The organism is Specibacter sp. NPDC057265, assembly GCF_042668835.1.
Classification (GTDB): domain Bacteria; phylum Actinomycetota; class Actinomycetes; order Actinomycetales; family Micrococcaceae; genus Specibacter.
The window spans coordinates 20,588-43,237 of the sequence record NZ_JBHUYE010000016.1 but is presented as its reverse complement, the minus strand read 5'-3'; the positions used below and the strand labels follow the sequence as shown (position 1 = coordinate 43,237).

Sequence of the window (22,650 nt, the reverse complement as noted above, 5' to 3'; positions counted from 1 at the left end):
CATTAATGGTGCAGGCACATCCATAGTAACCTTTTGCTTAGTGCACTAACTAAAAGGAGCAGGGTGAGCACCAAAGACAACGAGCTGCTGTTGGAACGTCAGCTGTGTTTCGGCCTGAGTGTTGCTTCACGCAGCGTCATTGCCGCATACAAGCCGGTACTGGCGCAGCTGGACCTGACGCATCCGCAGTACCTGGTCATGCTGGCGCTGTGGGAACAGGCCCCGCGCAGGGTCAAGGACATTGCTGCCGCACTGCGTTTGGAGTCCGCCACGCTCTCCCCGCTGCTGCGCCGCCTGGAGGATTTGGGATTCGTCAGCCGCACCCGCGACGCCGCTGATGAACGGGCCCTTGCCGTTGACCTTACGGCTGCCGGTGTTGAACTGCGCCAGAGGGCCCTTTCGGTGCCCGGAACCATGATGGCCAGGCTGGGTCTGGACCGTGAGAGCGCAACGCAGCTGCATCATTCCATGATGGCCCTCATTGGGTCCGCGGACCATGCCGACGACGGCGCAGTCCCTCCTCCCGCCGGCGGGCCGGGTCCGGTGCCCTCTGGACCATGACGGATAATGGAATCATGACCTCCCCCCTGCCTGCGCTCTCCGAGCAGGACTGGCAGGAGCGCGCAGCGGCGCATCTGCGCCGCGTGCAGCGGTATTCAGAGCCCTATCTGCGCCGCCGTTCCACGGGACAAAAACACCCCGTGGAGGATTTTCTTTTCACCTACTACACCCAAAAACCAGGCCAGCTCTCCCGCTGGCACCCCGGTGCGGGTGTGGTGTTGACAGGAGCTGCCGCGGCGGAACGCCTGGGTTGGAAGTTCTACCGCGAAGCGTACCCCGCAGAGCTGGAAGCCGGTGCCACCGCCGGGCACGGCCCCGCGGTGGTTCTTGATCTGGATAAGTTCATGGCACAGCGCAAAGAGGCCGTGGACTTTGCCCGCATCATCCTGGGCCGCACCCTGGCACGCCCCGCGCAGTTTGGCTGCTTTGGCCTGCATGAATGGGCCATGGTTTACCAACAGGAAGCCAACGCGGTCCGGCACGAATACTTGGAACTGCGCCTGGGCTCCGGCGGGACCGACCAGGTGGTGGAGGACAGCAGGATCCGCTGCACCCACTTTGACGCCTACCGTTTTTACACCCCGCAGGCATCAGGCCTCAACGAGCTCACGCCCACGCGGGAAAACCAGCGCGACTTGGAACAGCCAGGGTGCCTGCATGCCAACATGGACCTGTACAAGTGGGCGTACAAGCTCTCCCCCGTGCTGCCCAGTGAACTGGTCATGGATTGCTTTGAGCTGTCATGGCGCATCCGGGCCATGGACATGCAGGCCTCCCCCTATGACCTGGCGGCCTGGGGGTATCCGCCCATTCGCATTGAAACCGCGCAGGGCAAGGCCGACTATGTGGCGGCCCAACGGGCATTCAGCGCTGAAGCGGAGGTGCTGCGGAGCCGATTGCTGGCAGCAGTTGACGTCCTGCCTGCCGGCCGCCCCAACCTGAAGTAGGCACTGCCGCCCATTGGGCCGGCGCGTCAGCAACTGTGCTGCGGGGCCTGGCCAGAAAACCTCCCGGCCCCGCCTGAAAGCACCCTAAGGCGTAATCAATTCCGTGGCGTGGGCGGGAACGGGCCAGCCCAGGAAGGCCTTGGGCCTCGGCGTGGCATAGGTGCGCACCTTGGAGGTGGACAGGCCCAGCCGGACCAGGGATTCGGCAATGGTCACTGCAGCGGCCACGCCGTCGACCACGGGGACGCCGGTGCGCTCGCGGACCTTGTCATTGAGACCAGCCATGCCCCCGCACCCCAGGACAATGACTTCCGCCCTGTCATCACTGACGGCCAGTTCGGCCTCGCGCACAATGGTCTCGACGGCCCGCTGCGGATCCTCCTCCAGCTCAAGCACTGCCATGCCGCTGGCCCGCACGGATGCACAACGGTCGGTCAGTCCGGCCAGTTTCAAGCGATCCTCAATCAGTGGCACTGCACGGTCCAAGGTGGTGACCACCGAGTACTTGTAGCCAAGGAACATGGCCGTGCTGGCTGCCGCCTCGGTGATGTCCACCACTGGGACATTCAACAGCTCCTGCAGTCCTTCCCGGCCATGTTCGCCATATCCGGCCTGGATTACGGCATCAAATGGTTCCGGGTAGGACTGCACCGCGTCCATCACAGCCACCGCGGCAAGGTAGCTTTCAAAATTGCCTTCACATGATTCGGCCCCGAAGCGGGGGGTCAGGGCAATGATTTCCGTGCCCGGTGCCGCAATGGCGCGGGCCTGTTCCGCAATGGATTCGGTCATGGATCCAGTGGTGTTGACGTTGACTACAAGAATGCGCATTTTTTGACTTTCTTCGGCGGAAATAATTAGTGGACGCTGTCCACGGCGATGGGCTCGCCGGACACTGCACGGTAGGCGCTTTTACGATCAGCCACAAAGTAGTAGGTGACTGCGGCGAGTCCGGCCGCAAAGAACCAGGAGAAGGCGGAGAATGCCGCCAGTGCCGGAATGAAGGCGATCGCCAGGGCCACCACGGAGGCGGGAATGAGGGCGACGACGGCGCGCGGGTTGACTCCCCGCTTGTAGTGGTAGTCCGCGCCTTCGGCTGTGGTGTACAGGTGCGGGACATTGACCTTGCCGCGGCGGATGAGCCAATAGTCGGCCATGATCACGCCGAACAGGGGCCCCAGGAGTGCGCCCAGTCCGCCCAGGAAGTACACAATGACGACCGGGTTGTTGTAGAGGTTCCACGGCAGGATGACCAAGCCGATGACTGCGCTGACCATGGCTGCCTTGCGGAAGTTCAAGTGCCGCGGGAACAGATTGGTCAGGGCGTAGACGGGAGCCACAAAGTTGGCCATGAGGTTCACGGCAATGGTCAGAATCAACAGGGCCAAGCAGGCAATCACCAGCAGGAAGGTGTTGGGGATGGTTTGCACTATGTCCGCGGGGCTTTCAATGATGGTGCCGTCAATCTTGAACTGCGCACCGGAGATGACAACCACAATGGCACCAAAGAGGAGCATATTGATGGGGATGCCCCAGAAGTTGCCACGCACAATGGATTTGGCTGATTTGGCCGATCGGGTGAAGTCACAGAAGTTCAAGACGAAGGTGCCGTAAATGGCCACCCAGAGGGCGCCTCCGGCGAAGATGCTGCGCCACATTTCAGCACCCTGCAGGCCATTGTCTGTTTGCCAGGCAATGGATGCGCCAGCTTCAACAAACATCCAAACGGCAATTGCCGCCATGGTCACCAGGATGACGGGGCCGGCAAAGGCCTCGTATTTGCGGATCATGTCCATGCCGAAGCTGACAATGATGACCTGCACTATCCACAGGGCAATGAAGGACAGCCACCCCAAGGTGGACAGCCCCAGAATGTTGTTGGTGTCCATTTCCGCCAGGGACGGGAACAGGGCAACCAACATCACCCGCAGCACCACCGAGGCCAAAAAGGTCTGCACCCCAAACCAGACAATGGCAACGCCGCCACGTAGAAGCGAGGCAATATGGGCCCCTTTGATGCCGAAGCTGATCCGGCTCATGACAGGGAAGGGAACTCCTGTCCTGAAGCCCATGAATCCGGAAAAGTTCAGCAGGCCGAAAAGAAGAACGGCCCCCACGCCCAAAGCCAGCAAAATCTGCCAGCCGCCCAGGCCCAGGGCAAACAATCCAATGGCAAAGGCGTAGTTGCCCAGACTGTGCACGTCGTTGGCCCACAGCGTGAAAATGCTGTAGCTGGACCAGCGGCGGCCTTTCATTTTGGTGGGCGCCAGATCCTGGTTGAAAAGACTGGCGCTGAGCGTGTACCCCTCCGGCGTTTCAAAGGGAGGTACGGACAAGGCAGTTGCTGTGGCGTGTCCCGACACCACGGAGTCCTTATTCTGGTCGGGCTCGACCATATTGACATTCCTTGAAGATTCGGCATCCATAATAACTCCGCAATGTGCACAATTTCGTATGATGGAAAAAAAGTTTTGAACAATGAAATTAGTTTATGAGCTGCATCACATGCTGTCAAAGGACTGTTTTGAGCTGGCCGAAGAACTCCCAAGCTTTACATCCACATGTTGGACGCCGTAATCTCGTCTAACAAGATTTGATTTCCATACAGCAAAAGGCGTTGTTGCCATCCCCGAGCAATCACCAGCGCGTTGGAGCAGGTCCTCCACAAAGTGGAGCTTCACTGTGGAAGCCCGCTGCGAAGCGATGGCGGGAGGATCAGGGCTCCTGCAGAATGCTGGTGTTTTGCTTACTGAAATTGGTGCCTTGATTGGTGCCCGGCTTGGCCAGATTGGTCAGGAAGAAGAGAGTTCTTATGTCTAAGTCCCCGGAAATTGATGTTCAGGCGCCGGTGTACGATTTGGTGATTCGGGGTGGTCGCGTGTTGACCACAGCCGGCATTGCGGCCCGTGAGGTGGGTGTCCGTGATGGTGTGGTCATTGCCTTGGAGCCGTTGGGCAATAATCTCCAGGGCCGTGAGGTCATTGAGCTCGCTGATGATGAGACCTTGATTCCGGGTCTGGTGGACAGTCATGTGCACGTGAACGAACCGGGCCGCACCGATTGGGAAGGGTTCGCTTCCGCGACCCGTGCCGCCGCGGCCGGCGGTGTGACCACCATCATTGACATGCCCTTGAACAGCATCCCGGCGACCACGAACGTGGAGGCGCTCAAGGCCAAGCGGGATGTGGCCCGGGATCAGGCGTTCGTGGATGTGGGTTTCTGGGGTGGGGCGATTCCGGGAAACACCAAGGATTTGCGGCCTTTGCATGACGCGGGCGTGTTTGGTTTCAAGTGCTTCCTGCTCCACTCCGGGGTGGACGAGTTCCCGCCCCTGGAAGCGGACGAGATGGAAAAGGACATGGCGGAGCTGAAGTCCTTTGACTCCATCATGATCGTGCACGCCGAAGATTCCCGCGCCATCGACCGGGCCCCCACCGCCGAAGGGGACCAGTACAACAAGTTCCTGGCCTCCCGCCCCCGGGGCGCGGAAAACCTGGCGATCGCCGAGGTCATTGAACGGGCCCGCTGGACCGGGGCCCGCGCGCACATCCTGCACCTGAGTTCCTCCGACGCGCTGCCCATGATCGCCAGCGCCCGCCGCGACGGGGTGAAACTGACGGTGGAAACCTGCCCGCACTACCTGACCCTGATGGCCGAGGAAATCCCCAACGGCGGCACCGCCTACAAATGCTGCCCACCCATCCGTGAAGCCGGGAACCGCGAACTGCTCTGGGCCGGTCTGCAGGACGGCACAATCGACTGCATCGTCTCGGACCACTCCCCCAGCACCCTGGATCTGAAAGACCTCGAAAACGGTGACTTCGCCGTCGCCTGGGGCGGAGTCTCCTCCCTGCAACTGGGCCTGTCCCTGATCTGGACCGAAGCCCGCCACCGCGGCATCACCTTGGAACAAGTCAGCCACTGGATGTCCACCGCCCCGGCCGAACTCGTCGGCTTGCACAAAAAAGGCAAAATCGCCCCCGGCCACGACGCCGACTTCGCGATCTTCGCCGCCAACGACGCCTACGTCGTGGACGTGCAAAAACTCAAACACAAAAACCCCATCACCCCCTACGACGGACGCGCCCTCTCCGGCGTCGTCCGCGCCACCTACCTGCGCGGAAACAAACTCGACGGCACCACCCCCACCGGCAAACTCCTGCGCCGCGGCGAAATCACCGTGGAACGCGAGGTTCACGCCTGAGTCTGGTTGCCGCGTGACCCTCCATCCAGCCGGCTGCCGGCAGCGGCGCCAAGGTGGAGGGTTTCCGGTAAACGGTTCCGGGCTTCTTGTGCGGTGAGGACAGCGGCACCGGCCAGGTGGGCACGGTTGGCCACATTTTCCGTGCAGGGTGCCAGATGGCCAGCCGGATCCAGCCGTCGGGAACTGATCAAATCGTCATCTTTTCGTGAATGGGGAACGTTTTGGACCCGTAGACAGCAACTAAATCCGCGGGTCGATCCTGTTGAAAGTGGTTCGGGCCCCTGCCGGTGGGTTCCGGCAGGGGCCCGAAGGGACGCCGTCCCACACCGCGGCTGCGGGGTGTTGGGGAACAGTTAGTTCGGCGTCACGTGGAAGGCACCGAAGGAAAACAGCCGGCCGTTCCCACCCGATGCCACCAAGGTGTCCTTGCCATTTTTTGTGCCCTCGGGGACGGTGAAGGTGACGGTGCCCTGCGCATCGGCCAGGAACCAGCCCATGCGGGCTCCGTGCTGATTCAAATGCACATAAACCCATTCATTGGCGGGGAGGTTTTTGACCGTCACGGGGTCGCCAATGCTGTACTTGCCCGTGCTCAGCCCCAGATCAACGGGCGGCTGACCCTTCAAGTTTTGACGCTGGACTGACGGCTCAAAATCAGGCTTGGCCGCTTGCACGGGCAGGTCAATGCCGCGCACAATGACGTCCTTGGATGCGTCCTTGGCGCCGTTGGCTGCGGCAAGCACGATGGAACGCTCCGCCACGGCACCTTCGGCAAGTTCCGCCGCCGAGAGTTCACGGGTTTCCGTGAATGTGGCCGTGGCGCCAGCAGCCAGGGTTCCGTGATCGGTGCCAAGTCCGGCAACACCGGTCAAGGTGACGTTCCCGGAGTTGGTGGCGGTGACGGTGGTGGTGACCGTTTCACCGGCTCCAGCCAGGCCGTTGCCGTCGGTGTCGTTCCACACGGCAATCGCGGTCGCCGACAATTGGGGCTTGCGTGCCAGCACGTCAACTTCGTTGCCGGTGATGGTGAACGTCTGGCTTGCCAATCCAGCACTGGTGACGGACCAGGTGGTCAAGGGGATAAAAAAGCCGTTGGCCAGTTCATCAGCCGTGACCGCATGGCGGGGCGTCCCACAGGTGTAGTTTGCCCACATGGCGAGGTTGTTCCAGCGGCAGTTGCCGCCGGCCGGGGGCAGGAACGGGTCAAAGTTGCCGGAAACCGGCGCAACATTGGCGGTGACATTGCTGAGGCTGGTCACGGCAAACTGGTACGGGAGCTTCTCGCCCACCGTGTACGGCGTGGTGGTGAGGTCGCGGCCCTTGTCCGTGCGTGAACCAACCACGTCCAGGCCAATGGTGGGTGCGGCGCCGCCAGTGACCGTCACGGGAACCACTGCGCTGAATTCGCTGCTGCCGTAAGCAACCCTGGCCGTGACCGAATAGCTTCCGGCCTTGGCGCTGGCGGGGATGGTCACTGGGACGGTGACGGTGGCGGACTCCCCGGCGGGGACGTCGGCAAATGCCGCCGTGCCAAAGGTCCAGGCGTTCTGTGCTGCGAAGGTGGCCTTGGCCCCGGTGATGGTCTTGTCGCTTCCGTTGACCAAGGTCATTTCAGCCTGCACGGTTTCCCCGTTGGCTCCCGCGACGGCCTTGGCGGTGAGCTCGACGCCGCACTCGATGCCGAGCCATTCGGCGTCGAACTTGCCGAAGGTCATGGTGTTGTTGTCACCTTCATAGAAGACAGCAAAGGTGCCATCCCCCAGCGCGGTGACGGTTGAGTAGCTCATGGCGCCGGCCTTGAACTGCTTGCCGGCGCTCCACGTGGCGCCATCGTCGCAGGAGTAGCGGATGGTGCCGTTCTGGCGCCCTGAAGTGCTGTTGGCATTGGAAAACAGCAGCATCTTGGCCTCATCCGAACCCTGCGCAGCGTCGGGGTGCATGCGGGCAATCGAGGCATTGTTGACGGGGTCACTGAGCCGCGTATCCACGGTGACGGGGCCATACGTTTGGCCGCCGTCTTTGGAGATGGCGATCTTGCGGCCGCCGTTGCCGCCACTGCTGGCGCGTGAATTGAGCATGACGTCGCCGTTGGACAGCTCAACCGTCTTGTTCTCATCCATGCCGGTGCCCACAAAGGCGCCGCGCTGCCACGTCCTGCCATGGTCGTCGGAGAAGACGCTGTAGGCCTGGTACTCAATGGCGCCACTGGCCTGCTTGACCTTGCCGGTGTACTGCTGAATCAGCCGTCCCTTGTGCTCCCCGTACTTGAGCTGGATGCCCTGGCCTGAGGAGGCGAAGACGCCGGAGACGCCGCCAACATTGGCAAAATCACCGGCAGGCTTGACCACGTCGGTGATCAGCGGGCCGTCGAAGCCGGCGAACTCCGAGTCCGCGGCGTAGTCAACCGGTGGCAGCTCGGGCAGGTGGGCCGGGTCCATGGACCAGCTCAGGCCCTGGTCATGGGAAACGGCGACGGCGGCGCTGGTGATTTGGCGGTCTGCGTCATCATTGCCGAAGCCGCTGGCTTGGAAGCTGACGTCCTTGGAGTAGACGAAGAAGTTGAAAACATCCCCCGTGACCTCGTCGACCACGTAGCTGGGGTCGCTGAAACCAAAGACGGGCTTGTCGGCGGTGGGCATCTGGCCGCGTGCCACATAGCTGGGCGGGCCCCAGGTCTTGCCGTTGTCGGTGCTGCGGCGCTGAAGGATGGAGTTGGGCTGGGGCGCATCGCCGCCGTAGGGCCGGCCGTCATAGGAGGCCAGCACCACGCCGTCGCCCAGGTGGGCCAGTGCGGGGATGCGGTAGTTCGCCCCGAGCACAGGGTCAATGGCGTTGTCGCCATTTTTTGCCAGCACCTGCTCGGCATAATTGCCTGCTTCCGAGGCGGGAACAGCTCCGCTCTCCGCCTGGGCAGGGGCGGTCATGGTGGCCAACAGTGTTGCGGCGAGGGCACCGGCGGCAATTGCCGTTTGGGCCCGCCTCCCTGGGCGTTGCGTGTGGGTGGATTTCATGTGGTCCTTTCGGCGGCCTTCATTGGCCGCGTGGCAGTGGCCGTTTTGTGACATGTGCCATGCCGGGCTGCGATTCATCAGACATGGAACATCCTACAAAGATAGCGTGTGCTGAATCACAATACGACTTTGTGACAAATTCTTGGATCCGCCTGGGACTGGATAATGGGCAAGCCGTGGCGGCGGGCCTCCGCTGCGAAATTCCACAGTGGGCATTGACTGCGTAGAATGGAATGGCAAGCTCGCGGAGCGCCCTCCTGCCCAGGTTTTCAAGCACCTCCACCTTCGATGGCGTAAGACGGCACTCCGCGGCCACCCCTTTTAATTACCAGGAGTTCCCGCGATGCCCCGGATCGTTGTCGACGTCATGCTCAAGCCCGAAATTCTGGATCCGCAGGGGAAAGCCATTGTTGGCGCACTCCCCCGTTTGGGATTCAACGCATTCTCCTCCGTCCGCCAAGGCAAGCGCTTTGAACTCACGGTCGACGGCGAGGTCACGGACGAAATCCTGGCCCAGGCCCGTTCAGCCGCGGAGACCATGCTCTCCAACCCCGTCATTGAAGATGTGGTCAATGTTGAGGTTGTGGCGGACCAGTCATGACTGAAACACCCTTGATTGGCGGGTTCTCCCCCGCCCCCGCAGACAGCCGGCTGCTTGGCGCCCGCATTGGCGTGGTCACCTTTCCGGGGACCTTGGATGACCGGGATGCAAGCCGTGCCGTCCGGCTGGCAGGCGGCACCGCCGTCGAACTGTGGCACGCCGACACGGAGCTGGGCAATGTGGACGCGGTCATCATCCCCGGTGGATTCTCCTACGGCGACTACCTGCGCGCCGGCGCCATTTCCCGCTTCGCGCCGCTGATGTCCAAGATCGTGGACGCAGCCAATTCCGACGCCAAACTGCCTGTTTTGGGCATTTGCAACGGTTTCCAGATCCTCACCGAGGCGCACCTGCTGCCCGGTTCCATGATTAAGAACGACCACTTGAAGTTCCTGTGCCGTGACCAGGTGCTGCGCGTGGAAAACAACACCACCGCATGGACCAGCGACTTCACGGCCAGCCAAAACATCACCATCCCGTTGAAGAACCAGGACGGGCAGTACATTGCGGATGAAAAAACGCTTGACGCCCTTGAAGCCGAGGGCCGCGTGACGTTCAGCTATGTGGACTTCAACCCCAATGGTTCACGGCGCAACATTGCAGGCATTTCCAACGCCGCCGGCAACGTGGTGGGCCTGATGCCGCACCCCGAGCACGCCGTCGAGGCCGGTTACGGACCCGCTCACACGGGCACCGACGGCCTGGGCTTCTTTACTTCCGTCTTGAACACGCTTGTGGGAGGCAAATAAATGACTGAGATCTCAACGGGCGCAACGGCCGCAGACACCGCCAAAAAGTTCAACATCGACACCGTGGAACACGCCGCAGCCACCCCGGACGTGGAACTGCCCTGGGCCGAGCTGGGTTTGAAGCAAAACGAGTTCGACGACGTGGTGAAGGTTCTGGGCCGCCGTCCCACCGCCGCGGAACTGGCCATGTACTCGGTCATGTGGAGCGAACACTGCTCCTACAAGTCCTCCAAAAACCACCTGCGCCAGTTCGGTGCCAAGGTCACGGAGGAAATGAAGAAGGACATGCTGGTGGGCATTGGCGAAAACGCCGGCGTCACCAACCTGGGCGACGGCTGGGCCGTGACCTTCAAGATCGAATCCCACAACTCACCCTCCATGGTGGAGCCGTACCAGGGCGCCGCCACCGGCATTGGCGGCATTGTCCGTGACATCATCTCCATGGGCGCCCGCCCGGTGGCTGTGATGGATCCGCTGCGTTTTGGCGCCATTGACCACCCGGACACCGCACGTGTCATGCACGGTGCAGTGGCCGGCATCGGCGGCTACGGCAACTCGCTGGGTCTGCCGAACATTGGCGGCGAAATGGTCTTCGACTCCGTGTACCAGGGCAACCCGCTGGTCAATGCGCTCGCCGTGGGAGTGATGCGCCATGAGGACATCCGCCTGGCCAACGCCTCCGGCAAGGGCAACAAGGTGGTCCTGTTTGGCGCCCGCACCGGCGGCGACGGCATTGGCGGTGCCTCCATCCTGTCCTCGGAATCCTTCGACGACACCAAGCCCTCCAAGCGCCCCGCCGTGCAGGTGGGCGATCCCTTCGCCGAGAAGGTGCTCATTGAGTGCTGCCTGGAGCTGTTCAAGGGCTCCCTCGTGGAAGGCATCCAAGACCTCGGCGCGGCAGGCATCTCCTGCGCCACGAGTGAGCTGGCCTCCAATGGCGACGGCGGCATGGAAGTTGAACTGACCTCCGTCCTGCTGCGCGATCCTTCCCTGACACCGGGCGAAATCCTGATGAGTGAATCCCAGGAACGCATGATGGCGGTGGTCTCCCCGGACAACGTGGCGGCTTTTGAAGCGGTCATGGAGAAATGGGCCGTGGAGTACTCCTGGCTCGGCGAGGTCACCGACACCGGCCGTTTGATCATCAAGTGGGACGGCGAAGTCATTGTCGACGTCGACCCGCGCACCGTGGCCCATGACGGCCCGGTATATGACCGCCCCTACGCCCGGCCGGACTGGCAGGATTCGCTGCAGGCCAACACCTTCACCGGTTCGGTGGAAGATGCGGCCCGCCCGTCCACGCCGGAGGAGTTGAAGGCAGCCGTGTTGGAGCTCATTGCCTCCCCCAACATGTGCTCCAAGGACTGGATCACCAACCAGTACGACCGCTATGTGGGCGGCAACACGGCCATGGCATTCCCGGATGATTCAGGCGTGATCCGCGTCGATGAGGAAAGCGGTTTGGGCGTGGCCCTGGCCACCGACGCCAATGGCCGCTACACCTTCCTGGACCCGTACCACGGCGCCCAGTTGGCCTTGGCCGAGGCCTACAGGAACGTCGCCACCTCCGGCGCGATCCCCATGGCTGTCTCCGACTGCCTGAACTTTGGCTCCCCCGAGGATCCCGACGTGATGTGGCAGCTGGCGGAATCCATCCGCGGCCTCTCCGATGCGTGCATGGTTTTGGGCATTCCGGTCACGGGCGGCAACGTCTCCCTGTACAACCAGACGGGCTCCACCCCCATCCACCCCACCCCCGTGGTGGCGGTGCTGGGCAAGTTCGACGACGTTGCCCGCCGCACGCCGTCGGGCTGGGTTGAGGATGGCCAGGCCATCTACCTGCTGGGCACCACGGCCGCCGAACTGGATGGCTCCGAGTGGGCCAACATGCGCGGCCACCTGGGCGGAATGCCCCCGGCGGTGAACCTGGAACGTGAACGTGAACTGGGTCAGATCCTCATCAACGCCTCACGTGACGGCATGATCGACTCCGCGCACGACCTCTCCGAGGGCGGCCTTGCCGCAGCCCTGGTGGAGTCCGCGCTGCGCTTCAACACCGGTGCCCGCGTGGCCCTGGATGAAGTGGCCGCCCGCGATGGTGTGGACACCTTCACCCTGTTGTTCTCCGAAACGCAGGGCCGTGCCCTGGTGTCGGTGCCACGCAGCGAGGAAGTGCGCTTCAATGACATGTGCACCGCCCGCCGCTTCCCGGTGGCCCGCATCGGCGTGGTGGACGCCGCCGGCGGGGCCCTGGACATCCAGGGCCTGTTCAGCGCGGAGCTGGATGAATTGCGCACAGCACACGAGGGAACATTGCCCAAGTACTTCGGGTAGTTTCTCCTTCAAAAACCCCGGTTGGCTCCTGAGAAAGCCAACCGGGGTTTTTGGGTGCATGATGCGTTGGCTAAGGTTCTAACATGCCCTCATTTATTGGTATTGACCATGTTGCACTCACTGTTTCAAATCTCGCAGTCAGCGTGCCCTTTTATTCACGCCTTTGGGACACTAAACCCGTCGCCACCATGAACGACGGGCCGTTCTCGCGGCAAATATTTGCCCTGCCCGGAGGAATAACGCTGGGATTGACGCAACATGACCACGGCTCAGGGAACCCCTTCGAGCCCAAAACCCCCGGCCTTGACCACCTTGGCTTTAAGGTGGAAAACCGTGCGGAGCTTGAGGCATGTGCGCAACTCCTCGATGATCAGGACATCCGCCACAGCGGTCTGGTGGAAGCGCCGTACGGGACAGCGCTGAGCTTTAAGGATCCAGACGGCATTGCCCTGGAATTTTTCCTCGGCGCTTAATTCCCGGCGTAAACCCTGGGACGGTCCTTCCCGCCTTCCCTGAGGTTTATCGTGACCGCGCGCTCAGGGCACCTCCAGGCCGGGACAGGCCCAAATGCCCCCGGAGTGTATCGGTGTCATAGCTGTGACGAAACAGTCCGCGTTGCTGCAGGACCGGAACAACGTGGTCTACAAAGTCGTCAAGGCCTCCGGGCAGGGTCGGTGGCATCAAGTTAAAACCGTCCGCGCCTTCATGCTCGAACCAATGGGTAATTTTGTCCGCAATTTGCTCAGGCGTGCCCACCATGGTGCAGTGGCCGCCACCGGCAGCCAGCCTGCCCAGCAGTTCACGGACGGTGGGCCGCTCCACGGCGATAATCCGTTGAATGGTGGCATACCGCCCCTTGGGCCCGGTGAATTCTTCCAGCGGTGGCAGCAACGGAACGGGAGCATCCAGTTCCCAGTCCATGCAGTCCTGCCCCACGAACTGGCCCAGCTGGCGCAGCGAATCTTCGGCTGGAAGCAGTTCATCAAGTTCGCGCTGCTTGGCTTTAGCCTCTGCCTCGGTGGAACCAAGGTAGGTGACCAACCCGGGCATGATCGCCACGGCGCCCGGGTTGCGCCCGGCTTGGCGGATTCGGGTCTTAAGATCCCGGTAATACGCCTGAGCGCTGGGCAGGTCATAGGCCACGGCATAGATTGCTTCGGCACGGCGGGCAGCCAACTGCCGGCCCGCCTCTGATGCCCCGGCTTGAAAAAGCACCGGGTGACCCTGCGGCGGACGCGGCACATTTAACGGTCCATCGACGAGAAACCGCTCGCTGCGGTGATTGATGGCCCGCACCCCCGCCGGATCCGCGTAGACACCGGACCGGTCGTAACGCAGCGCGTCGTCAGCCCATGAGTCCCAGAGACCCAGGACCACCTCGATGAATTCCTCCGCACGGGCATACCGGTCCAGAGACTCCGGCATGCGCTCCAGCCCATGGTTGCGGGCCTCCGCGTCGAACATGGAGGTCACCACATTCCAACCCACCCGGCCACCGGAAATATGGTCCAGTGAAGCCAACATCCGCGCCGCATGGAACGGGGTGTGGAAGGTGCTGGAAATGGTGCTGACCAGACCAATCCTGCTTGTGGCCCGACTCATGGCCGCCAGCGCGGTCATCGGTTCAAGGAACCACAGCGGCCCGTCGGCGACATTAGCTGCGGCGTGCCCATCGGCGAAAAACACCGCGTCCAGGAAACCGCGCTCGGCGGTGCGGGCCAACTGCTCTAAATAAGTGACATCCCCCAGCTGCTCAACTGGTGATTGTGGATGGCGCCATGCGGCTTTATGGTGTCCACAACCGAAGATGAACAGGTTCAAGTGCAGCTGGCGAGTTTCGAAAGTCATCCCTTTACCAGCCCGCCGTCAACAATGAGATTCTGTCCCGTCACCGCGCGGGACCAGGGGGAGGCGAAAAACAAGGCAGCGTCCGCGAACTCTTTCGGCGTAGTGACCCGCCGCAGCGAGGTCCCGGCGGCAATCATGTCAAAAACTTCCTCCGGGGTGGCTGAGCTGGCATCCGTGCTGCGCAACAAGCCGCCTGAAACCATGTTGACTGTGATCCCGGCAGGGCCTAAATCGTGGGAAAGAGTGCGGGTCAGCGACAGCAGGGCAGCCTTCGCGGCCGTGTAATCGTGATAGGGGACCACCGGGTGCTGAAATAAATTGGTGCCGACATTGATGACGCGTCCAAAGCCGGCTGCCCGCATCTTGGGCAATACTGCCTGCACAGTGTTCAACGCCCCGCGTACAGTTCCGGAGAACTGCTGCTCCAGGTTCTCCCAGTTCAACGTGTCCGCCTGCGGTCGCGCGTCGCCGTTGAAGGAGAAGTCGGCCAGTGCATTGTTGACGACCGTAGTGATGGGGGAACCAAAATGCGCCTCGGCCCTTTCAACCATGGCATTGACCTGCTGCGCATCACGTACATCTGCTTGCAGGGCCACAGCCCGTTCAGGAAAAGCTGCCGCTGCTCCCTGCGCCGCGTCAGCGCTTTCTAAATAATTAATCACCACACGGGAGCCTTCCTTGAGGAAAGACTGCACCAGGCGGGCACCAAGTCCCCTCGCGCCTCCGGTGACCAGCACTACTTGGTCGTGGATGGGCAGGGCTTTGGGGGAAACTGTTGTGGACTTCATGTGAATCACCTTTCGACGGGTGACGAAGGCACGTAGACGTAGATGACCGTTGACCGGTGCTGACATCCCTTCGCCAGTACTAACTGGAGCAGGTTCACCGGGTTTAATCTCAGCTCCTGACCGGCTTGCGCCGCGCCGGGGCACCCCGTGTCGCTTCTGCCTACCATAGCCCATTGGGAAATTCTTGGGGTGGTCACTTTGCGGCCCGTCACAACAGATGCCCCCGGGCGTGGAAGGCAACGATGTCCAAACTGACACGGTGGGGGATCATGGAACCGGGTGGGATGGAAACCCGAAAACCATTTCTTGGGGCCCTGACAAGTTCGGCACAGTCCCCGCATCACGGCATGGTCCACCTTGGCATCCAACGCAGCACCATGGGCCAACCAGGCTGCATTTCAGGCATGCAGTCCTGCAGACGGAACCTCAGGCGCCAAAGCCGCACCCGGTCTGGCGCATGGCACCCCCTGCGCCAAACCGGCATGGAATCCGGCGCAGAACAGCCCACCTTGGCATCCAACGCACCACCATGCACACCAGCGGCGGACAATCCGGCGCCTGCGACACTTAGAATCCGCCGCTCAACGCCCTCGCCGCCTGCTGGTATGAACGCGTCACGCCCGCCTGGGCCAATTTGGTCACCGGGGAGCCCAGGGTATATATCAATCCCGCCGGTCTGCTGAACGCCAGCAGCCTAAAGTGCACGGCGCCGTCGGGCCTCATCAGGGCCAGGAAGGCCTCCTCGCCCAGGGCGGGATGGCCCGGCAAGGTCCCGTAGCCAAAACCAGCCACTGTCACCGCGCTGCCCTCATCCGTCTCCAGCCGCTGCGGCTCCAGAGCCCACACCACTTCGCACGGTACGGGGAGCCGCAGCTGGCCCACACCAAATCCACTCACCACCCGCGCACCCACCGTGGCCCGCGGCGGGGCCTTGACGGTCAACCCGGCCCGGCGTTGAATCTCCCACGTCATGATGCCCTCTGCGAGCGCAGCGAAGGTCTCCGGGCCGCTGCCCACTGTGGTGGTCTTGTCCACGTGGCTGAATCCCTTGGGCCAGGGAATGTCCTGCGCAGCTGTGAGTGCCGCCAGGCGGGTCAACCCCAGCTGCGGATAATCCAAATTGCTACTCCCCTGCGGCATGGGCACTCCATTTCAAGGCGGTTTGTTGCTTTTTGGGTAAGCCGGCCACCACTAGATCGTAGGAATCCTCCAGCATTTCCAGGACCATCTGTTCCTCCACGCGGGAGGTGTCAACAGTGTTCCAGTGCCGTTTGTTCAGGTGGTACCCACCGGTGATTCCGGGATTTGCCTCGCGCAGACCCGGCGCGAGCTCGGGATCACATTTGAGGCTGATGCTCAAAGGTTGGCTGTCCAGATCCCCCAAGGCGAAGACCTTGCCCGGACGGTCCCCTGTGGGGGCCTTGACCTTGAACACGCTGGTTTCCGCGCCAAAGGGGAAGTCTTCATAGGCCCCGGGCAGGTTCAATGCCGCGGCGCGCAGGGATGAAGGTGCGATGCTCATGCGGCGCCGCCGGTTGCAAGCACTTCGTAGCGCAACATGGCGAACTGGCCATGTTGCTGCGCGCTGCGCAGTTTGAGCCGCTCAGGCCCCACGGATCGGGGCAGCAGCGGCGCCCCGCCGGTCAACGCTGCGGGGGCAAAACTAATGATGAGTTCATTCAGGGCCCCGGCGTCGAGAAACTGTCCGGCCAGGTCCCCGCCACCTACAATCCATACATCCTTGTCCCCTGCCGCAGCCTTGATATCAGCCAATGCCGATGTGACCGGACCATTGACCAGGCGCACGTCCGCTCCTGCCGGGATGGGCAGCTTCCGGGAAGTGAAGACGTAGGTGGGTTTGTCCCCGTAGAACTGCTGCCATTTCCTGGGTTCGGCCATCAGGTTCTCAGCGCGCAACACCCACTCGTAGGTGGCGGCGCCCTCCACAAAAACACCCGTGGTGTCCATGAACGCAGCAATGTCCGGTGCGCCCGCATTATCCACTGAGAACAACCAGTCAAGGGAGTGGCTGGCATCAGCCAAAAACCCATTGAGGGTGCTCGCGGTGTAGTAAACAATGTCCGTCATGGTTCAACGCTACCCGCTTCGAACCCGGCCAGCGGCGTCTCCAACGCGCTCATCCCGGGTACATCCCCCACCGGGCGGCCTCAATTTTGGGGCAGGTGTCCATCACGACGTCCAGGCCCGCGTCCAGTGCTCGCTGGGCGGCTTGCTCATCCACCACACCCAATTGCAGCCACACCGCCTTGGCTCCTGCCGCAATGGCTTGATCCACCACGGCACCAACCCTGGTGGAGTTCACAAAGCAGTCCACCACGTCAATGGGACCAGGCACTTCGGCCAGGGATTTGTAGCCTTTGGCCCCGTGGACGTCGTCGCCCTTTAAGCTCACGGGGATGATTTCATGACCCAGCCCCCGCTGTAGAAAGCGGGCAACATCCACGGCAGGACGCAGCGGGTTGCCTGACAAACCCACCACCGCCCAACGGCCGGGCGTGGTCAGCAGGCGCTTGATGAGTTCAGGGTCATTGATGGCAGCCATCTTTTGAGCCTAATCCCCCCGGGGCGTGCTTGCCCAGTGCCTTGGGGGCCGGACCGGGGTGGATTGTTACGCCGTGAGAACTGCGATTGGCCACCTAATTGCTCCACCCCTTAGAGCCGTTCTACTCTGGAAACGACCATCCCGAGCGGCCGAGAGATCTGGCTCAGCGACGCCGCAGCAACCCTGGTCGCCACTTCCTTCAAAAGTGGCGATGTTTGGCAGGGTGCTACCGCCAGGACCGATGGAGTGCTCCCATGCCTGCTTTGCTTTCGCCGTCCCCTACAGCCGCGCCCAGCACGATGGATCCGCAAGGAACCGCCGCCATGAGCGTGTCCTTTCAGAATCTGGGCCGCTCCTTTGGCACCGGAGCCAACACCCATCCAGTGCTTCGAAACGTCTCCTTTGACGTGGAAGCCGGAGAAATTGTGGCCCTGCTGGGTCCTTCAGGTTGCGGGAAGTCCACCTTGCTGCGTGCAGTGGCCGGTCTCGATGCCCCCAGCACCGGTGCCGTCACCATTGCTGGCAGGGCAGTGTCCGGCATCGACGCCCGCTGCGCCGTCGCCTTCCAGGAACCCCGCCTTTTGCCGTGGAAATCGCTCGCGGGGAATGTGGCCATTGGCGTTCCGGCAGCGGCCGACGCCGGACGCCGCCGACACGTGGTGGCGAACCTTTTGAATTTGGTGGGCTTGTCGAAGTTTTCCGGGCACCGGCCGCGGGAGGTTTCCGGCGGCATGGCCCAGCGGGCCTCGCTGGCGCGGGCCTTGGCACGCAATCCAGGGGTCCTGTTGCTCGATGAGCCTTTTGGCGCGCTGGATGCACTTACCCGCATCACCATGCAGGATCTGCTGTTGGATGTGCATGCGGCGGAACCCACCACTATCCTGCTCGTGACGCATGATGTGGATGAGGCATTGCAGCTCGCTGACCGCATTATTTTGCTGGGCAGCGATGGATCGCCTGAGCCAGGCGCCACCATTGTGCGCACCGTGAATGTCCCCGGAGCCCGCCCGCGCGACCGGGCCTCCACGGAATTGGCGGAACTGCGCAGTTCACTGCTCTCCAGCCTCGGCGTCAGCGGCCACTGACTGCCCGGCGCAGCACCCACACTTTTGCTCCACTCCAACAAACTTTAGGACGATCATGCCTGCCTTGAATTCTTTTAGCCGCCGCTCCTTCCTCAGCGTCGCAGCTGCCGCCTCCGCCCTGGCCCTGGCCAGTTGCTCCGGGGAGGACGCCACCTCCAGTGTTGCCGGCAAAGACGGTGCCCCCGGAACTTTGAACATTGATTTTGCCACCTACAATCCGTTGAGCCTGGTGATCAAGGAAAAGGGCTGGTTGGAGGCAACCCTGGCGGAAAAGAACGTCACTGTGAACTGGCTGCAGTCGGCCGGATCCAACAAGGCCAATGAGGCCCTGCGTGCCGGGGCCGTCGATGTTGGCTCCACAGCCGGTTCCGCAGCGCTTTTGGCCCGCGCCAACAACTCCCCCATCAAGACCATCTCCCTTTACTCCCAGCCGGAGTGGTCCGCTCTGGTGGTGGGCAAGAATTCCGGCATTAAGACAGTTGCAGACCTCAAGGGCAAGTCAATTGCCGCCACCAAGGGCACGGACCCCTACTTCTTCCTGGTGCAGGCGCTGGAGGAGGCTGGACTGAGCACCAAGGACGTCACGGTGGAGAACCTCCAGCACGCCGACGGCAAGGCGGCCCTGGCCAATGGCTCAGTGGATGCCTGGTCCGGTCTGGATCCCATCATGGCCACCGCCGAACAAGAGGGGGCCACGCTGTTTTACCGGAACCTGGATTTCAACACCTACGGCTTCCTCAATGCCACCGAGTCATTTTTGCAGAACCAGCCCGAACTTGCGCAGACAGTGGTCGACGCCTATGAGAAGGCCCGCGTCTGGGCAGCTGCGAACCCCGAGGAGACTGCCCAAATCCTTGCTGACGCTGCCGGTTTAAAGCCGGAGGTTGCCACCACGGTCATTCTTGAACGCAGCAACCTGGACGTTTCCGGCATTCCCGGGGACAAGCAGCGCGCCGTTTTGACCAAGATTGGTCCCACGTTTGTGGAACTTGGCGACGTCAAGTCCCAGGCGGATGTGGATGCGGCGCTGGAAAGCCTGCTCGATGACTCTCTGGCCCAGAAGGCCAACCCTGATTCAATCAAGGAATCCGCATGACCCACCTCGGCAACCCGGTGATCACAGGCAGCAGCCTTGAACACACCAATATTGGCGCCCCCGCCTCCCCTGGCCCAGTGACGACGGCCGCTGCCACCTCCCTGCTGGGCAGGGGCTGGGTCCGCCTGGGCCTGGGGCTGGTCCTGCCGGCCTTGATTCTTCTGGCCTGGCAGCTCAGCACGGCTGCGGGGGTGTTCTCTCCGGTCCAGCTGCCGGCACCCCGGGCCGTGCTGGAGGCGGGCACGGATCTCATCAGCCGCAATGAACTGTTCAAGCATGTGGGGATCTCCGCCCAGCGCGTGATCCTTGGTTTTCTCGCCGGGGCGGCACTGGGCGTGTCCCTGGGCGCGCTGGTGGGTCTGTCCAAAATTGCCGAAGTGCTGCTCGGGCCGACAATTGGCGCCCTGCGCGCGGTGCCGTCCCTGGCGTGGGTGCCCCTGCTGATTCTCTGGATGAAGATTGGTGAGGACTCCAAAGTCACCTTGATCATCATCGGGGCGTTCTTCCCCGTGTTCACCACGGTGTCCCTGGCCCTGCGCCACGTGGACAGGAACCTGGTGGAAGCGGGGCGCGCCTTTGGACTTAAAGGCCTGAAGCTGCTGACCACTGTGCAGCTGCCGGCCGTGGTGCCGTCCCTGTTTTCCGGGCTGCGCCTGGCCTTGGCCCAGGCCTGGCTGTTCCTGGTGGCTGCCGAACTCATTGCAGCATCCATGGGTCTGGGCTTTTTGCTCACGGATTCCCAAAACAATGGCCGCACCGACAGGCTGCTGTTGGCCATTGTGCTGTTGGCGGTGCTGGGCAAGGCCACCGACGCCCTGCTGGGCCTGGCGGAGAAGTGGGCTGTGCGCAGATGGTCGTAACAACCGCGGCCCCGGCACCAACGGCACCCCCGGAGGCATCCGAGCAGCAGCGGCTGGAATTCTGGGCCGCCGCGGCCGCCCGGCTGGAGTGGTCCCAACCCTGGCACACCATCCACAGCGCCACCGCCGCCAACACCGCCGCCCGCCGCGGCCCGGATCTGCGCTGGTTCGCCGGCGGGAAGCTCAACGCCGCCGTGAACTGCGCGGACAGACACGTCGCCGCCGGCAACGGCAGCAAAATTGCACTGCATTTTGAAGGCGAACCGGGCGACCGACGCAGTGTCAGCTACCGCGAACTGACCGGGTTGGTCAGCCAGTGCGCCAACGCGCTCACGGCCCTGGGCATTGGCGCGGGCGACCGCGTGGTGATTTATTTGCCGGTTTTGGTGGAGACCATTGTCATCACCCTGGCCTGCGCCCGGATCGGCGCAGTGCACTCCCTGGTGTTTGGCGGTTTCTCCGCGGAGGCCTTGAAGTTCCGGGTGGAGGACACCGGCGCCAAGCTTTTGGTCACCACCGACGGCCAGTTCCGCCGCGGCGCCGCCGTGGCGGTGAAGGCCAATGCAGACCAGGCGGTCAGCGGGACGAACGCCATTGAACATGTGCTGGTGATCAACCGCACCACGGACGCCGCGGAACTGGACACGGTGCCGTGGACGCCCGGCCGTGACGTCTGGTGGCATGAGGTGGTGGACACGGCTTCACGCGTGCACCAGGCGGAGCCGTTCGACGCCGAGCATCCCCTGTTCATCATGTACACCTCCGGCACCACCGGCCAGCCCAAGGGTTTGGTCCACACCACCGGCGGCTATTTGACGCAGGTTTCCTGGAGCCACGAATTCCTTTTCAGCAACCCCGATCCGGACCGCCGCGCCGACGACGTGCATTGGTGCACGGCCGATCTTGCCTGGGTCACGGCCCACAGCTACGAGATATACGGCCCGCTTTCCAACGGGGCAACCCAGGTCATTTATGAGGGCGTTCCCAATGCCCCGCACCCGGGCCGCCACTTTGAGATCATCGAACGCTACAAGGTCACCAGCTACTACACGGCCCCCACCCTGGTCCGTTCCCTGATGGGCTGGTTCCCCCACGGCATCCCGGACTCCCACAACCTTTCCTCCATCCGCCTGGCCGGCACCGTGGGCGAGGCCGTCAACCCCGAAGCGTGGCGCTGGCTGCGCAACAATGTGGGCAAGGACTCGCTGGTGCCCGGGCAGCCGGCGCGTGGCATCCCCATGGTGGACACCTGGTGGCAGTCGGAGACCGGCGCCACCATCCTGTCCCCACGCCCGGACGCCACCACCTTCAAGCCCGGCTGCGGCACCCGCGCGCTTCCCGGCGTCGCCGTTGACATCGTGGACGACGCCGGCAGCAAAGTCCCGGCTGGAGTGCAGGGCAACATTGTGCTCACCAAAACGGGCCCGGCCATGGCGCGCACCGTCTGGGGAAACCCGGAGCGCTACTTCAGCTCCTACTGGGAAAAGTATGCCCAGCAGGGCTGGTTCCTGGCCGGTGACGGCGCCCGCTTTGATCAGGACGGCGATGTGTGGATCCTGGGTCGGAGCGACGATGTCATCAACATTTCCGGCCACCGCCTCTCCACCATTGAAATTGAGTCGGCCCTGGTGGCCCATCCGGCAGTGGTGGAAGCCGGCGTGTGCCCCACCTTTGATGCCGCCACCGGGCATGCGGCCACCGCTTTTGTGGTCCCCCACGACACCTCCCTCATCACCCGGGACGGGCGCGGCACCGCCGCCCAACGCAGCGCCATTGCGGAACTGCGCGCGCACGTGGCCACCCAGATCGGCCCCATTGCCAAGCCGCGCGACATTGTCTTTGTCCCTGACGTGCCCAAGACCCGCTCCGGAAAAATCATGCGCCGCCTGCTGACGCAAATGTTTGAAGGCTCGGCGCTGGGCGACACCACCAGCTTGCAAAACGAGCCCTGCATTGCAGCTGTCCAGCAGATTTGCACCCAAAGATCCAAGGCGTAAGGAAAA

General features: G+C 62.7%; 20 protein-coding genes and 1 riboswitch. Of the genes, 11 read left to right on the top strand and 9 right to left on the bottom strand.

All coding sequences use genetic code 11. The features are described from left to right. Nucleotides 1-63: 63 nt before the first annotated feature. Entirely contained in the window at nt 64-561 is a 498-nt protein-coding gene (locus ACFUCV_RS11590; protein WP_380815774.1) for a MarR family winged helix-turn-helix transcriptional regulator, read from the top strand. A 14-nt stretch (nt 562-575) separates the two neighbouring features. Continuing rightward, nucleotides 576-1,508 (top strand): 3-methyladenine DNA glycosylase, encoded by a 933-nt coding sequence (locus ACFUCV_RS11585; RefSeq protein ID WP_380815772.1) that lies wholly within the window; start codon nt 576-578, stop codon nt 1,506-1,508. 84 nt (nt 1,509-1,592) lie between these two features. Here the strand turns inward: ACFUCV_RS11585 and ACFUCV_RS11580 are convergent, their stop codons facing one another. Both ACFUCV_RS11580 and ACFUCV_RS11575 read right to left on the bottom strand, forming a co-directional pair. Then, entirely contained in the window at nt 1,593-2,339 is a 747-nt protein-coding gene (locus ACFUCV_RS11580; protein WP_380815770.1) for an aspartate/glutamate racemase family protein, read from the bottom strand. A gap of 26 nt (nt 2,340-2,365) precedes the next feature. Further along, nucleotides 2,366-3,904: an NCS1 family nucleobase:cation symporter-1 gene (locus tag ACFUCV_RS11575; RefSeq protein ID WP_380815768.1), complete on the bottom strand. Its 1,539-nt coding sequence runs from the start codon at nt 3,902-3,904 to the stop codon at nt 2,366-2,368. 416 nt (nt 3,905-4,320) lie between these two features. Between ACFUCV_RS11575 and allB the strand changes: the two genes are divergently transcribed. Next, complete coding sequence (gene allB, locus ACFUCV_RS11570) at nt 4,321-5,712, top strand: allantoinase AllB (RefSeq protein ID WP_380815766.1); 1,392 nt, start codon at nt 4,321-4,323, stop codon at nt 5,710-5,712. Between the two features lie 353 nt (nt 5,713-6,065). On the opposite strand, the gene ACFUCV_RS11565 is transcribed toward allB, so the two are convergent. After that, entirely contained in the window at nt 6,066-8,723 is a 2,658-nt protein-coding gene (locus ACFUCV_RS11565) for an exo-alpha-sialidase (RefSeq protein WP_380815765.1), read from the bottom strand. A gap of 343 nt (nt 8,724-9,066) precedes the next feature. Between ACFUCV_RS11565 and purS the strand changes: the two genes are divergently transcribed. The 4 genes from purS (at nt 9,067) to ACFUCV_RS11545 (ending at nt 12,880) form a co-directional block, all read left to right on the top strand. Beyond that, nucleotides 9,067-9,324, top strand: coding sequence for a phosphoribosylformylglycinamidine synthase subunit PurS (gene purS, locus ACFUCV_RS11560; protein ID WP_380815762.1), 258 nt, complete (start codon nt 9,067-9,069; stop codon nt 9,322-9,324). Further along, on the top strand, nt 9,321-10,073 hold the full coding sequence (purQ, locus tag ACFUCV_RS11555) for a phosphoribosylformylglycinamidine synthase subunit PurQ (protein WP_380815760.1): 753 nt from the start codon (nt 9,321-9,323) through the stop codon (nt 10,071-10,073). The genes purS and purQ overlap by 4 nt, the downstream gene beginning before the upstream one ends. Next, nucleotides 10,074-12,407: a phosphoribosylformylglycinamidine synthase subunit PurL gene (purL, locus tag ACFUCV_RS11550; protein ID WP_380815757.1), complete on the top strand. Its 2,334-nt coding sequence runs from the start codon at nt 10,074-10,076 to the stop codon at nt 12,405-12,407. 83 nt (nt 12,408-12,490) lie between these two features. Further along, nucleotides 12,491-12,880 carry a VOC family protein gene (locus tag ACFUCV_RS11545; protein WP_380815755.1) on the top strand — a complete coding sequence of 130 codons (390 nt, stop codon included), beginning with the start codon at nt 12,491-12,493 and terminating at the stop codon, nt 12,878-12,880. Between the two features lie 46 nt (nt 12,881-12,926). On the opposite strand, the gene ACFUCV_RS11540 is transcribed toward ACFUCV_RS11545, so the two are convergent. From ACFUCV_RS11540 to ACFUCV_RS11515, 6 genes are all read right to left on the bottom strand, one after another. Continuing rightward, the gene (locus ACFUCV_RS11540) at nt 12,927-14,255 is read right to left on the bottom strand and encodes an LLM class flavin-dependent oxidoreductase (RefSeq protein WP_380815753.1); all 1,329 of its coding nucleotides are present in this window, start codon (nt 14,253-14,255) and stop codon (nt 12,927-12,929) included. After that, the gene (locus ACFUCV_RS11535; protein WP_380815751.1) at nt 14,252-15,043 is read right to left on the bottom strand and encodes a 3-oxoacyl-ACP reductase; all 792 of its coding nucleotides are present in this window, start codon (nt 15,041-15,043) and stop codon (nt 14,252-14,254) included. The genes ACFUCV_RS11540 and ACFUCV_RS11535 overlap by 4 nt, the downstream gene beginning before the upstream one ends. A 48-nt stretch (nt 15,044-15,091) precedes the next feature. Continuing rightward, nucleotides 15,092-15,201: riboswitch (TPP riboswitch) on the bottom strand. Nucleotides 15,202-15,610: 409 nt separating this feature from the next. After that, nucleotides 15,611-16,183, bottom strand: a complete 573-nt coding sequence (locus ACFUCV_RS11530; protein ID WP_380815749.1) for a DUF1990 family protein — start codon at nt 16,181-16,183, stop codon at nt 15,611-15,613. Further along, nucleotides 16,167-16,565, bottom strand: coding sequence for an MmcQ/YjbR family DNA-binding protein (locus ACFUCV_RS11525; protein WP_380815747.1), 399 nt, complete (start codon nt 16,563-16,565; stop codon nt 16,167-16,169). The genes ACFUCV_RS11530 and ACFUCV_RS11525 overlap by 17 nt, the downstream gene beginning before the upstream one ends. Beyond that, a complete protein-coding gene (locus tag ACFUCV_RS11520) occupies nt 16,562-17,131 on the bottom strand; it encodes a dihydrofolate reductase family protein (protein ID WP_380815744.1) in 570 nt (189 codons plus the stop codon). Before ACFUCV_RS11520 ends, ACFUCV_RS11525 begins: the two co-directional genes overlap by 4 nt. 49 nt (nt 17,132-17,180) lie before the next feature. Further along, nucleotides 17,181-17,606, bottom strand: a complete 426-nt coding sequence (locus ACFUCV_RS11515; protein ID WP_380815742.1) for a CoA-binding protein — start codon at nt 17,604-17,606, stop codon at nt 17,181-17,183. Between the two features lie 323 nt (nt 17,607-17,929). Here ACFUCV_RS11515 and ACFUCV_RS11510 point away from each other — a divergent pair, with 323 nt between their 5' ends. Genes ACFUCV_RS11510 through acs form a run of 4 tightly spaced genes read left to right on the top strand, consistent with a single transcriptional unit; the run spans nt 17,930 to nt 22,644 of the window. Then, the gene (locus ACFUCV_RS11510) at nt 17,930-18,691 is read left to right on the top strand and encodes an ABC transporter ATP-binding protein (RefSeq protein ID WP_380815741.1); all 762 of its coding nucleotides are present in this window, start codon (nt 17,930-17,932) and stop codon (nt 18,689-18,691) included. 55 nt (nt 18,692-18,746) lie between these two features. Further along, nucleotides 18,747-19,787, top strand: a complete 1,041-nt coding sequence (locus ACFUCV_RS11505; protein WP_380815739.1) for an aliphatic sulfonate ABC transporter substrate-binding protein — start codon at nt 18,747-18,749, stop codon at nt 19,785-19,787. Then, nucleotides 19,784-20,647, top strand: a complete 864-nt coding sequence (locus ACFUCV_RS11500) for an ABC transporter permease (protein WP_380815736.1) — start codon at nt 19,784-19,786, stop codon at nt 20,645-20,647. Before ACFUCV_RS11505 ends, ACFUCV_RS11500 begins: the two co-directional genes overlap by 4 nt. Then, nucleotides 20,638-22,644 carry an acetate--CoA ligase gene (gene acs / locus ACFUCV_RS11495; protein WP_380815734.1) on the top strand — a complete coding sequence of 669 codons (2,007 nt, stop codon included), beginning with the start codon at nt 20,638-20,640 and terminating at the stop codon, nt 22,642-22,644. Before ACFUCV_RS11500 ends, acs begins: the two co-directional genes overlap by 10 nt. Nucleotides 22,645-22,650: the final 6 nt, after the last annotated feature.